The sequence below is a fragment of the Marinifaba aquimaris genome (assembly GCF_013328345.1).
GTDB lineage: Bacteria > Pseudomonadota > Gammaproteobacteria > Enterobacterales > Alteromonadaceae > Marinifaba > Marinifaba aquimaris.
Map to the genome: position 1 here is coordinate 20784 of NZ_JABULX010000018.1, position 13062 is coordinate 33845.

At 40.2% G+C, this 13062-nt stretch carries 13 protein-coding genes and 5 tRNA genes; 14 read left to right on the plus strand and 4 right to left on the minus strand.

Annotation, left to right across the window (positions count from 1 at the left end):
• The first annotated feature begins 38 nt into the window (after window positions 1-38).
• The 9 genes from HR060_RS12010 to HR060_RS12050 all read left to right on the plus strand — a co-directional run bounded on the left by HR060_RS12010 (window position 39) and on the right by HR060_RS12050 (window position 5177).
• On the plus strand, window positions 39-842 hold the full coding sequence (locus tag HR060_RS12010; protein ID WP_174200543.1) for an alpha/beta hydrolase: 804 nt from the start codon (window positions 39-41) through the stop codon (window positions 840-842).
• 300 nt (window positions 843-1142) lie between these two features.
• Window positions 1143-1235 (plus strand) — tRNA-Ser (locus tag HR060_RS12015).
• Window positions 1236-1257: 22 nt separating this feature from the next.
• A tRNA-Arg gene (locus HR060_RS12020) sits at window positions 1258-1334 on the plus strand.
• Between the two features lie 29 nt (window positions 1335-1363).
• Window positions 1364-1440 (plus strand) — tRNA-Arg (locus tag HR060_RS12025).
• A 29-nt stretch (window positions 1441-1469) separates the two neighbouring features.
• Window positions 1470-1546, plus strand: a tRNA-Arg gene (locus tag HR060_RS12030).
• A gap of 29 nt (window positions 1547-1575) precedes the next feature.
• Window positions 1576-1652: transfer RNA gene (locus HR060_RS12035), tRNA-Arg, on the plus strand.
• A gap of 331 nt (window positions 1653-1983) precedes the next feature.
• A complete protein-coding gene (locus HR060_RS12040; RefSeq protein WP_174200544.1) occupies window positions 1984-2235 on the plus strand; it encodes an OadG family protein in 252 nt (83 codons plus the stop codon).
• Between the two features lie 16 nt (window positions 2236-2251).
• Window positions 2252-4033, plus strand: a complete 1782-nt coding sequence (gene oadA / locus HR060_RS12045; protein ID WP_174200545.1) for a sodium-extruding oxaloacetate decarboxylase subunit alpha — start codon at window positions 2252-2254, stop codon at window positions 4031-4033.
• A 10-nt stretch (window positions 4034-4043) separates the two neighbouring features.
• Entirely contained in the window at window positions 4044-5177 is a 1134-nt protein-coding gene (locus tag HR060_RS12050) for a sodium ion-translocating decarboxylase subunit beta (RefSeq protein ID WP_174200546.1), read from the plus strand.
• Between the two features lie 300 nt (window positions 5178-5477).
• Here HR060_RS12050 and HR060_RS12055 read toward each other — a convergent pair whose 3' ends face one another.
• From HR060_RS12055 to HR060_RS19775, 4 genes are all read right to left on the minus strand, one after another.
• Complete coding sequence (locus HR060_RS12055; RefSeq protein WP_174200547.1) at window positions 5478-6821, minus strand: AmpG family muropeptide MFS transporter; 1344 nt, start codon at window positions 6819-6821, stop codon at window positions 5478-5480.
• An 85-nt stretch (window positions 6822-6906) separates the two neighbouring features.
• Window positions 6907-7230: a hypothetical protein gene (locus HR060_RS12060; RefSeq protein WP_174200548.1), complete on the minus strand. Its 324-nt coding sequence runs from the start codon at window positions 7228-7230 to the stop codon at window positions 6907-6909.
• 78 nt (window positions 7231-7308) lie between these two features.
• A complete protein-coding gene (locus tag HR060_RS12065; RefSeq protein ID WP_174200549.1) occupies window positions 7309-7914 on the minus strand; it encodes a peptidylprolyl isomerase in 606 nt (201 codons plus the stop codon).
• 9 nt (window positions 7915-7923) lie between these two features.
• The gene (locus tag HR060_RS19775; RefSeq protein ID WP_174200550.1) at window positions 7924-9105 is read right to left on the minus strand and encodes a methyltransferase; all 1182 of its coding nucleotides are present in this window, start codon (window positions 9103-9105) and stop codon (window positions 7924-7926) included.
• Window positions 9106-9202: 97 nt separating this feature from the next.
• Here HR060_RS19775 and HR060_RS12075 point away from each other — a divergent pair, with 97 nt between their 5' ends.
• From HR060_RS12075 to HR060_RS12095, 5 genes are all read left to right on the plus strand, one after another.
• Complete coding sequence (locus HR060_RS12075) at window positions 9203-9850, plus strand: alpha-ketoglutarate-dependent dioxygenase AlkB family protein (protein WP_174200551.1); 648 nt, start codon at window positions 9203-9205, stop codon at window positions 9848-9850.
• Between the two features lie 36 nt (window positions 9851-9886).
• The gene (locus HR060_RS12080) at window positions 9887-10201 is read left to right on the plus strand and encodes a BolA family protein (RefSeq protein ID WP_174200597.1); all 315 of its coding nucleotides are present in this window, start codon (window positions 9887-9889) and stop codon (window positions 10199-10201) included.
• Window positions 10202-10411: 210 nt separating this feature from the next.
• Entirely contained in the window at window positions 10412-10948 is a 537-nt protein-coding gene (locus tag HR060_RS12085; protein WP_174200552.1) for a TRAP transporter small permease subunit, read from the plus strand.
• A gap of 1 nt (window position 10949) precedes the next feature.
• Window positions 10950-12323 carry a TRAP transporter large permease gene (locus HR060_RS12090; RefSeq protein ID WP_174200553.1) on the plus strand — a complete coding sequence of 458 codons (1374 nt, stop codon included), beginning with the start codon at window positions 10950-10952 and terminating at the stop codon, window positions 12321-12323.
• Between the two features lie 23 nt (window positions 12324-12346).
• Complete coding sequence (locus HR060_RS12095) at window positions 12347-13051, plus strand: PilZ domain-containing protein (RefSeq protein WP_174200554.1); 705 nt, start codon at window positions 12347-12349, stop codon at window positions 13049-13051.
• Window positions 13052-13062 lie beyond the last annotated feature (11 nt).

Consider the following 13062-nt stretch of genomic DNA (forward strand, 5'->3'; position numbering starts at 1 on the left):
TTCTAATCCTTACAACTAGCCTGACTAGTTGTAGTAACATGTTGTTCTTCCCTTCTAAAGAAATGCGAGATAGTCCTTTAATACTCGCATTTGAACCTAAAGATATTTGGTTGACGTCACCTGATGGAGTAAAGCTTCATGCTTGGTGGCTTGATGCAGACATCGGCAATCCCGCGAATCAGGTAATAAAAGGAACTGTCTATTATCTTCATGGTAATGCTGAAAATATTTCCACGCATGTACGTAATGTTTTGTGGATGACAAAAGCGGGTTATCAAGTGTTATTACTTGATTATCGCGGATACGGTCTATCAGCAGGTATACCAGAAATAAACGGTCTACTCGCTGATGTTGAAACGGGCTTTCGCTACTTGCAATCACAGCCAAATGTTATGAATAAACCCATTATCTGGTTTGGCCAAAGTTTAGGGGCTGCTATCAGTAGTGCTGTTGTCAGTCTTAATGCGTCGTTTCAACCAAAAATTGATGTACTCATGTTAGATTCGAGTTTTACTCGTTATCGAGATATTGCTGAGGATGTAGCAAAGCGTCATTGGATAACTTATCCCATTGCCGGGATTGCTCGGGCTAATATGCCAAAATCAATTGACCCCATCGAGCATTTAAAGACGATACAGGGCATTCCTATTCTCATCATGCACAGCAAAGACGATAGGGTGATAACTTATGATCATGCTGAACAATTATTTTCAGTGCTTTCAGAGCCTAAATCACTTTTTACCTATCACGGTCCTCATATTTCAGCTTTTAGTAATGTCAAAAATCAAGAAATCATTTTGGGCTACCTAGATAAAACGTTAAATCTGACGACTAAAGACTGATATTTTCACTTTCTAAAACGAGCTTTTGGCTTTTTTTCATTTTTTTGTCATTTTTTACCTGCAAATTTATTAAGTAATTGAGTGATATTGCGCGCAAAAACATAAAAAGCATGTGAAATAAAAATATGTAGCTATGCTTTATTAGATGGTGAGAGAATTTAGCTTGTTGAAAATAACCAGTTTTTGTTCTTTTTTTGAATGTTTTGCTGTTTGTTTGAGCAAACAAACAAATTATCAAAAAAATTAAACAAAAGTGTTTGACACAAGTTCAAAAATCCTTATCATGCGCCCCACGAAAACGGTGAGATGGCCGAGAGGCTGAAGGCGCTCCCCTGCTAAGGGAGTATAGGGTTTGTAGCCCTATCGAGGGTTCGAATCCCTCTCTCACCGCCATTAGTAAAATTGTGCAAGATGCGCGCGTGTAGCTCAGCTGGATAGAGTACCTGGCTACGAACCAGTAGGTCGGAGGTTCGAATCCTTCCACGCGCGCCATTTTCTTCACAATGTGCTTTTTACAGAGCGCGCGTGTAGCTCAGCTGGATAGAGTACCTGGCTACGAACCAGTAGGTCGGAGGTTCGAATCCTTCCACGCGCGCCATTTTCTTCACAATGTGCTTTTTACAGAGCGCGCGTGTAGCTCAGCTGGATAGAGTACCTGGCTACGAACCAGTAGGTCGGAGGTTCGAATCCTTCCACGCGCGCCATTTTCTTCACAATGTGCTTTTTACAGAGCGCGCGTGTAGCTCAGCTGGATAGAGTACCTGGCTACGAACCAGTAGGTCGGAGGTTCGAATCCTTCCACGCGCGCCATTTCTCTTTACTCTGCTAGGTAAAGATACCTGCTTTGCTTTTCAATGAAACAACTTTGCACTTATTGTTCTGATATCTATAAGAATTATTTGATCAGAACTAAAAAAGGTTACTGTTGGCAGTTCTTACACTGCTCATCTTTTAATAACTAATTCAGATTGACTAAAACCGTATTTAGGGTTTGAACCGAGTTTTGTACTTGTGTTTCATTTGCTCACTACCTGATCTGCATTCTAGATCCGTTGCAAATGTTCCACCTCTGATATTGCTCGTTCATCCAATCCCCACTAGGTCTTAGTAAAATCTGTATTTATCTATGTGAAATGATGGTATGGAAAAAATAAATGATTTGTTGCTAGAGGCTGCAAACCTACTTGGTGTAGGTATGGTAGTCGTTTTTCTATTTTTAGGTTTATTGATTTTTTGCATCAAAGGGATGTCGAAACTCTTTGCTGGTGAAATAGAAGCACCAAAAACGCCTCGTCCAACTCGCGCTACGGGTGGTAACACTCAAGTGAGAAGTGCACAAATAACGGCGGCAATTTCTGCTGCAATTCACCAGCACCGTCAAAATAATAAATAAGTAGGAGAAAACAAAGATGTCAAAGCCATTAGCTTTAACTGAGCTTGTTTTACGAGACGCCCACCAATCACTGTTAGCGACACGTTTACGTATCGAAGACATGTTACCCATTGCTGAAAAAATTGATAAGTTAGGCTACTGGTCAGTAGAAAGCTGGGGTGGTGCCACTTTTGATGCATGTATTCGTTATCTAGGTGAAGATCCTTGGGAACGTATTCGTCTACTTAAAAAAGCAATGCCAAATACGAAGCAGCAAATGCTACTTCGCGGCCAAAATTTATTAGGCTACCGTCACTACGCGGACGATGTAGTTGCTAAGTTTGTTGAACGTGCGCACACTAACGGTGTCGATGTATTTCGTATCTTCGATGCGATGAATGATGTTCGCAACTTACAAACTGCGGTTAAGTCTGCAATTGATGTAGGTGCTCACGCTCAAGGCACTTTATCTTATACAGTTAGCCCTGTTCATACATTAGATAACTGGTTAGATTTAGCTCGCCAAATTGAAGACTTAGGTGTTCACTCTATCTTTATCAAAGACATGGCTGGCTTACTTAACCCTTATGTCGTTGAAGAGCTTGTTACGCGTTTAAAAGAAACGGTTTCTGTGCCAATTGCGATGCAATGTCACGCGACTACAGGTTTAAGTACAGCGACATACATGAAAGCGGTCGACGCAGGTATCGATATGTTAGATACAGCCGTATCAAGCATGAGTATGACTTATGGTCACACTGCAACAGAAACTATGGTTTCTATTGTAGAAGGTACAGACCGCGATACGGGTATCGATTTAGCTGAAATGGAAGAAGTTGCAGCATACTTCCGCGATGTTCGCAAAAAGTACGCACAATTTGAAGGTGAGTTGAAAGGCGTTGATGCACGTATCTTAACTGCACAAGTACCTGGTGGCATGTTAACAAACATGGAAAACCAATTACGTGAGCAAGGTGCTTCGGATAAATTAGACGAAGTATTAAAAGAAATTCCACGCGTTCGTGAAGATTTAGGCTTTATTCCTCTAGTAACACCAACTTCTCAAATTGTTGGTACTCAGGCGGTATTAAACGTATTAACGGGTGAACGTTACAAGTCAATCACTAAAGAAACAGCGGGTGTTTTAAAAGGTGAATACGGTGCAACTGCAGCACCAGTAAATACTGAATTACAACAACGCGTATTAGATGGGGCTGAAGCCATTACTTGTCGTCCAGCAGATTTATTAGAACCAGAGCTTGATAAATTAACGACTGAATTAGACGGTTTAGCTTCAGAAAAAGGCTTATCTTTAGCTGACCAAAAAGTAGATGATGTATTAACGTATGCATTATTCCCACAAATTGGTCTTAAGTTCTTAGAAAATCGCAATAACCCTGATGCATTTGAACCTGCACCAACAGGTGATGTACCAGCTGAAGCAAAAGCTGCACCGAGCGCACCAGCTGCTGGTGAACCCGCTTCTTACGACGTGCACGTTGATGGTAAGTTATTCCACGTTGACGTTGCGCCAAGTGGCACTATTCGCAATATCACACCAGCTGCAGCTGATGAGTCTGTTCCGCAAAAAGCGTCTGTACAAGGCGGCGAAACATTAAATGCACCATTAGCAGGTAATATCTTTAAAGTCATGGTTAAGCCAGGCGAGCAAGTTTCTGCTGGTGATGTTGTAATCATCATGGAAGCGATGAAGATGGAAACTGAAGTGCGTGCAGCCAAAGATGGTGAAGTAGTTGAATTACACGTGAAAGAGGGTGATTCAGTTGGCGCAGGTGACCCAGTGCTTTCTTTAGCATAAGAGGTTATCAATGGAAGGTTTATTAACACTTTGGAATTCAACGGGTCTGGCTAATTTTGAAATTGGCCAACTCGTTATGATGGCCGTTGGTTTTGGCTTACTGTACTTAGCAATTGCTAAGAAATTTGAGCCTTTATTACTTGTTCCAATCGGCTTTGGTGCGCTTTTAACTAACATTCCTGTGGCTGGTTTAGCCGAAGCAGGTGGTATGTTGCACTATGTATACTACATAGGTATTGATACTGGGGTATTCCCACTATTAATCTTTATGGGTGTTGGTGCAATGACGGACTTCAGCGCCTTAATTGCTAACCCTAAAATGTTACTTTTAGGTGCAGCAGCTCAGTTTGGTATCTTCGCAACTTTATTAGGTGCGATCTTACTGAATTTAGTTCCAGGCTTTGAATTTTCACTAGCCGACGCTTCTGCTATTGCAATCATCGGTGGTGCAGATGGCCCGACGGCTATTTTCTTAGCATCTAAGTTAGCGCCTCATTTACTCGGTGCGATTGCTGTTGCCGCTTATTCATACATGGCGCTTGTTCCTATCATTCAGCCGCCAATCATGAAAGCATTAACAACAGAAGAAGAGCGTAATATTAAGATGGAACAATTACGTCCAGTATCGCAACGTGAAAAGATTATTTTCCCGTTAATGGTATTGTTCGCTACTATCTTGTTCTTACCATCAGCTTCACCACTAGTTGGTTGTTTCTGTTTAGGTAACTTAATGCGTGAATGTGGTGTAGTTGATCGTTTAAGCAAAACTGCTCAAAACGAACTTATTAACATCGTGACTATCTTCTTAGGTTTAGCGGTTGGTTCTAAGCTGAACTCTCAAGATTTCTTAACGGTTGAGACATTAGGTATTTTAGCATTAGGTGCAGTTGCATTTGGTGTAGGTACTGCAGCGGGTGTATTAATGGCTAAATTAATGAGCCGTTTATCTGGTGGTTCGATTAACCCATTAGTAGGCGCGGCAGGTGTATCCGCTGTACCAATGGCAGCACGTGTAGTTAACAAGGTTGGTTTAGAGTCTAACCCGCATAACTTCTTATTGATGCATGCTATGGGGCCAAATGTAGCCGGTGTACTTGGGTCTGCAGTTGCAGCTGGTATTTTACTTGCCCTCGTTGGCGGCTAATGCAAAAAAGAATTTAACTTCTCCAAAGTTAAATCTAAAAAGGCGTTATTGCATAGCAATAACGTCTTTTTTGTATATTGAATAAGGCATTAGATACCCATCTATTTGTATTAGATAGACATTAAGACCAGTCTGAATTTGTTGCCCACAGCATAAAAATAAAGAAACCGATCACAACCGCATTTATTGCGAAGATTATTTTAAAACCTTTCATGCCTTGAGAAACGGTCCAACCATTTGCCTTGAGATACCAAAACCAAAGGCCAAAGGTGATAATAGGTAAGAGGATAAATAATCGTATCATTCTGAGTGTTTAACCTTTAAAAACTGATGCTTAGCATTTAGTTTAGCTAAAACAGCTACCAATATTAAAGCTGGTAAGCCAATTAAAGCGCAACCAATAAAAAACCAAGTATAATCGAATGCTTCTACAAAGAAGCCTGAGAAACCAGCCACAAACTTAGGTAGCAGTAACATAGTTGAGCTAAAGACTGCATATTGCGTTGCTGAAAAATCTTTATTAGTAAGCATTGATAAAAAAGCAATAAAGGCTGCTGTTGCAATACCACCACTTAAATTATCAACGGAAATGACAATGGTAAGCCATGTCAAATCAGGGCCTGTTTTTGATAAAACAACAAATATCAGGTTGGTCGAAGCCGTCAATAAAGCACCTACGAACAAGGTGAATAACGTGCCTTTTTGACTGACTAATATTCCGCCGATTGCAGCTCCTACCAAGGTCATAATGACACCAAATACTTTGGCTATGGCTGCAACTTCGCCTTTGGTAAAACCTATATCTACATAAAATGGGTTCGCCATGATGCCCATAACCACATCTGTCATTCGATAGATGGCGATTAACATTAATAGTAGTAATGCATGTTTACCATAACGAATGAAAAAATCGGTTATTGGTTCAACAAAAGCTTTCTTCATCCAAATTAAAAAATTTAACAAAGCATTGTTGTGGTAACTGACTTTTCCAGGTTTGTGTTTCTTTATTTTAGGTTCTTTGCCAAATACGGCTACTAATAGGCCAGGGATCATCAACAGTGACATAACTTGATATGTTTGGCTCCAGCTCTGTCTGATGTAACCAGTATCATCACCAGAAAAATAAGCGGCTAATGCTAATGCGCCCGCTCCTGATACAATCATTGCTATACGGTAGCCTGCTAAATAACTGGCGGCCATAGCGGCTTGAAGCTCTTCGGGAGCGGTATCAATGCGATAAGCATCAATAACAATATCTTGCGTAGCTGAACTGAAAGACAAGACCAAAGCAAAAAAGACCAAGGTCCAGATCCCTTGTAAAGGATCACTAGAAGCCATTCCTATTAGTCCTACGAGTATGCCAATCTGAGAAACTAGCATCCAAGACTTTCTTCTACCTAATAGGCGAGAAAGAATGGGGAGCTTTAGATTATCAACCAGCGGAGCCCATACCCATTTCACTGCGTAGGCTAGAGCAACCCAGCTTAGCATGCCGATTTCACTGCGGTTGATATCGGCCTCTGTTAACCAAAAAGATAAAGTTGAAAAAACCAGTAGTAGGGGAATACCTGCAGAAAAACCTAAGATGAGTAAAGTAAGTACTCTCGGTTCTAGGTATATGGAAAGTGATTTGAGCCAGTTCAAAGCTGATGCGTCATCCGATAACGTTATAAAGTGATAAAGGGTAACGCGAAAAGTTAACTACGGCTAGGCTTGATACTAAAAACAACTAAGGGCGAATACCTACGCAATCGACAGGGAAACACCCCTCGCCATCTAAAAATTCAACACACAGTGTTAACTCATCTCTAAGGTATTGATCTTTGAGAAGTTGTTTTTCTGACCAATAACTCAATAAATGCATCAAATGCCAAAAGACACGTTCGTATTTTGAGTAAGGTTCATTTTGCGTGACTTTTACTTGCTGCCACTCTTCTAACGTGTCCCAGAGAAACAGGTGCAACTCAGAATAGGGCAGTGTTTGATGAGTAAACGCAGTGACATAGAAACTAATCTGTCTGCGTTTTAATTCAATAAATTGACTCACTTTCATTTGCAATACCACTTAGCAAAGCCCCCTTACTAAGCTCAAGCCCTATACTCGAACACTAGTAATAATTATAGCCTTGATTTAGAGAGGTGGTAGTAATGTAATACGTTTTATTACAACTTGTTGCACAGGCACGTTTGGTTGATTTAACTCTTTGTTAAAATCGGTTGGTAATTCTTCCAACTTTTCAAGCACTTCAAAGTTTTCTTCAATCTCCCCAAACACGGTGTAACCCCAGTTTTTACCCGGGTCTAAGTGTTTATTATCACCCAAGTTGAAGTAAAACTGTCGAGTTGCTGAGTGTGGGTCATTCATTCTTGCCATTGCAAGGGAGCCATAAGAATTTTTAAGGCCATTACCACTTTCATTGTGAATCGGTTCGTGAACGGGTAAACCTTCATAGTTTTTGTCGTATCCGCCTGCTTGAGCAACAAAACCAGGAATCAGTCGATGAAAAATAGTGCCTTCATATTCGCCTTCAACCACTAATGTTAAGAAACGATTGACGGTTAGAGGAGCTTTTCTACGGTCTAACTCAACAGTAAAATCGCCAAGTGACGTTTCAAATTTGACCCTCGGGTAAAGGATATTTTCCTGCAAGTCTTTTTTACTGGCGGCAATGGCTAAGCTCGTCATGCAAAATAGTAAAACTGATAATATAAATAACGTTAACCCATTTGGTTTCATAACTAATCCTTAATTTTTAACGGTGCTTAACACCACAAATTTACTGTTGCTGGCAATTTGCTGACAATGATTAAATAACTTGTTCAGCTTGATGTGATAGCCTAGGTGCCTGTTACCGACAATACGTAACTCGCCACCTTTTTTCAAAATTCGCTTTGCATCTTTAAACATTTGCCAAGCAATATGGTCGGTGATAGTTTTTTGCTGATGGAACGGTGGGTTGCAAATAACAATATCAACAGACTCCGGTTCAAATTCGCTCAGGCAATCGTTTTGCTTAAATGCTAAAGAGGGTACTGTTAGCGCATTTTTTTCAAAATTATAGCTCGCTGATTCAACGGCCATTTGAGATTCATCAACCAGTGTTAAATGGCTAATGTCTGGATTGTGCTTGGCAAGTACCAATGATAAAACGCCATTACCACAAGCAAGGTCCACTACTTTTTTATTCTCGGCATTGGGTAAATGTTCAATGAAAAAAGCTGCACCAATATCAAGTTTCCCTCGAGCAAATACATTAGGTGCATTATATAAACTGATCCCCAATGATTTAGTATCTGTTGCTTGCCAATAATTAAACTGAGAGTAAGGTTTTGCAACTGGTTTTGACAGGGTAATAGTGCGGCTTTTCTTCCAAGCTAAACTGATATCTACTACTTCAAAATATCGACTAAAGAGTTTTTTAACCGATGCATTGATATCATTGGCCTTAGCCGAAAAAACAATGTCGATAGCTTTTGTAACTTGGTTTAACTGCTTCAGGATAAACTCTAAAAAGGCTAAGTTTTTTGGAAGCTTGGCGATAATTAACGAATCAGAGATTTCATCCGGATTGAGTTTTGGTAAAAATGTAACCGCTTTACTATCCAATTGGTTCACTTGACAGTTCTGGATACTTGCAAGCGCTGATACTTTTGAATCGGTATAGCTACTTAGTTTGTGGTTGGCGGCCAGAAGGCTGGTGGTTAACGCACCAAATCCATCATTGATAATGGATATTTTTATTTGTTTTGTAAGGTACACTTTAATGGTATTGAGTAATAATGCATCTGCCGTATCCCATGCTTGTAGCGGCGAATCATCTGCCTGTTTAGGGTAGCGCCACAAAGTTAATGTGCGGGTGTCTTCTTGGGTCGAACTGTTCTCATTATTTATTGATAATGGTGTTTCAAATGAAGTAGGGGTTTGCACGGGGTTCAAATACTCTTGTACAGCCAAAAACGGCTCAGTTTATCAATTTTTTTAATTTATATGTACTTTAGTCGTTATCAAAGCGTATTTTCTTGTTATGCAGATAGATTTATTCGAATCAAACCAAAGTAATCAAAACGAAGGCAATACGGCTTTAGCTATGCCTGATGCTAAGGTGTTTTATCTACCTATTGCTTTTTCGCAGGCCCAAAGTGACCAATATTACCATCAGCTGTATGAACTTAATTGGCAACAAGTATCGATTGAAGTTTATGGTAAGTCTGTACTCACACCAAGACTGCAATCTTTTTATGGTGATGAAGGTTTGAGCTATACCTATTCGAATACACTTTTTAAAGCTTTACCTTGGCAAGCCCCTTTATTGAATATCAAGCGGCAAGTCGAAAAGCTATCACGTGACATTTTAGGTTATGAGCCTATTTACAATGCGGTACTGGGGAATTTATACCGCAACGGGCAAGACAATATGGGATGGCATGCCGATGATGAAACCGAGCTTGGCAAAGAGTGTGTTATTGCATCGCTGAGTTTTGGTGCCACGCGAGATTTTAAATTCAAGCATAAAAGCACTGGTGAACAACTCAATTTAGCGCTTACTCATGGTAGTTTGCTACTGATGGCAGGCACTACTCAGACTTTCTGGTATCATGCTTTACCAAAACGTATGAAGGTTAACTCACCTCGATTTAACTTAACTTTTAGACAAATCATCAACGCTAGGTAGTTTAAGAAAGTTAGCTAGTGATAAAAGAGGCGCATGATGAAGATACAAACGCAAATTACCGATAAGTTAACCAGTACATTCACACCTGATGTTTTGGATGTGATCAATGAAAGCCATATGCATTCTGGTCCTGCAATGGAGTCGCATTTTAAAGTGGTCATTGTCAGTGATGCGTTTAATGGTAAACGCTTAATTGGTCGCCACCGTTTGGTCAATGAATGTTTAGCAAAAGAGCTCGCAGAGGACATTCATGCATTGGCAATGCATACTTACACCCCAGAAGAGTGGGTAGAGCGCAAAGACTCAGTGCCGCTTTCTCCTAATTGTTTAGGTGGCAGTAAAAAAGCTTAATCTACCTACAAAATACCTTAGTTGAGAAGCACTAGTGGTGCTTCTCACTTATCTCTATCTCCCTATACATGCTAAAAATTACTTTAAGTGAAAGGATTTAGCATTCATAAACTTGAGTTAGTGAGGCATTTTAGGTTAAATGCTGCATAACTATTCGCTTAGCTTAGTTTTTAGCCATTAACCTCTAAAAAATATAATAAAAATAACAATATGATTGCTTTACTTGAAAACATTTCCTGTCGTATCGATGGTTTCTCTGAACTATTGGGGCGAACGATGGCTTGGTTAACACTTTTAATGGTGTTAATGATGACCACTGTCGTCGTGCTGAGATACGGTTTTGATATCGGTTTAATTGCAATGCAGGAGGCGGTTATCTACCTTCATGCTTGTATTTTCTTGCTCGGCGCTGGATACACGCTAAAACATGATGAACATGTACGTGTAGATGTGTTTTATCGAAAGTTTAATGTTAAAAAACAAGCTTTGGTCAATCTATTAGGGCACCTTTTTTTACTGATGCCAGTGGTGATATTCATCTGTTTTATGAGCTGGTCGTACGTAGCGGCAGCTTGGCGAATTATGGAGAAATCCGTTGAAGCAGGAGGCCTTCCTTTTGTTTATCTTCTTAAATCTTTAATGATTGCTTTTACCGTCACTCTGTTTTTACAAGGGCTATCGCAAACATTCAAATCACTATGTGTATTGGTTAATGATGCAAAAGAACAAGCAGTAGGAGGAAAATAAGATGGAATACTTATCTCTGGTACTGTTTGTTGTTATTTGTTTAGTGTTGATGTCTGGTTACCCAGTTGCGATTGCACTTGGTGGCACATCGCTATTATTTGCAGGTGTAGCGAGCTTATTTGGTGCATTTGATGCAAGCTTTTTAAACGCTTTACCTAGCCGCTTATTCGGCATTATGAACAACCAAACCTTGTTAGCTGTGCCACTGTTTATTTTCATGGGGATCACTCTTGAAAAATCACGTATAGCTGAAGATTTATTATTGGCTATGGCGCAGCTATTTGGCCGAGTTAGAGCGGGTCTTGCCATTAGTGTGGTGTTAGTGGGGGCATTGTTAGCCGCGAGTACAGGTATTGTGGGGGCAACAGTCGTGACAATGGGGCTATTGTCACTTCCTGCAATGCTTAAGCAAAAATACCACCCATCGGTTGCTACCGGCGCTATTTGTGCAACGGGTACATTAGGTCAAATTATACCGCCCTCTATCGCATTAGTACTGCTGGGTGATGTTTTATCGAGTGCTTATCAGCAAGCGCAAATTAACATGGGAATATTCTCACCTGAGAGTGTATCGGTAGGTGATTTATTTGTAGGGGCAATTATTCCGGGGTTGATTTTAGTGGGCTTGTATATGTTATACATCCTTGCGATTGCTTTTGTTAAACCTGACTGGATCCCTAAAGTCGAAATTGATGATGAGAACAAGCTCGATTTAATTGCTCTGATTAAGAGCTTATTCCCGCCTTTATTATTGATTGTTTTGGTACTTGGGTCTATTTTATTCGGTTTTGCTACTCCGACAGAAGCCGCCGGCGTCGGTGCTTTTGGCGCTATGATTTTAGCCATTATTCGAGGTGCATTTAATAAAGCCCAAATTCAGCAAATTACTCAGTCAACCGTAAGAGTGACCGCTATGGTGTTCTTGATTTTAATCGGCGCCTCTATTTTCTCTTTAGTATTTAGAGGCTTTGGTGGTGAGGAACTCATTCACTCTATTTTTAGTAATATGCCTGGTGGTGTGTTTGGAGCAACCTTGGTTGTGATGCTGGTGATTTTCTTATTAGGCTTTATTCTTGATTTTATAGAAATCACTTTTGTTGTAGTGCCCATTGTTGGCCCTGTATTGCTTGCTATGGGGGTCGATCCAATTTGGTTGGGTATAATGATTGCAATTAACTTACAGACTTCATTTTTAACCCCGCCATTTGGCTTTGCTCTGTTCTACTTACGCGGCGTTGCAGATAAAGTGGTGACAACTGCGCAAATTTACAAAGGTGTGATACCTTTTATTTTAATCCAAGTGGTTGTTCTTGTTTTATTATCAATTTGGCCAGAGTTAGCCACAGAACTGCCTAAAAGAGTGTACTCAGACTAATTGAAAAGGACTCAATTAATTCGATGAAAAGGCTTTTAGAATTAAAACCATCTACCCCAGTAGAAATACACTTCATCAATTTAGTTCACAAAGCCGTTACCTTGCGAACGGAGTATGTTGGGTGCATATACAAAAAAAGTATCTTACTTAAAATGCCAAGGTTAACCCAAGAGCACGATCAGATGGCTATGAAAAAAGGAACGGCTGTCACGGTAAGATGCATTTTAGACCCGACTAAGTTAGATTTTATTATCTTTAAAGTGCCTATTAAGGCGGTTACACATATAGCACCGAAAGAGCCGTTGCTTATTTTAGAGTTTCCCGCTCAAGTTGATGCTAAACAGCTTCGTTCTCAAGCAAGGATCCCTACAGATTTTATAGGTCAACTTGATGATCAGCATAATAAGTTCTCAGCCTTAATTAAAGACTGGTCGACGGAGGGATGTAAGTGTGAAGTCCAGTTTGAATCGGAAAGTAAAAACGAAGAGAGTGATTTTTCAGCACTCGCAGAGCGTTTACAGGGATCTGATGTAAAGCTTAGCTTGCAGCTTGATAATTTAGCAGGCAAACTTTACCAGTTTGAAGCTGAGGTGCGCAGTTCAGTTGCTAAAGAAAAAATACATTTAGGCCTTAAATTTCCAGAGCAGGCTTTAACTAAAGCAAGAGAGATCTACTCTCTGCTGCTGATGGAACAGCAAGGTATCGAAATAAATTCAGAATCACTATAAAAAGGAGTACA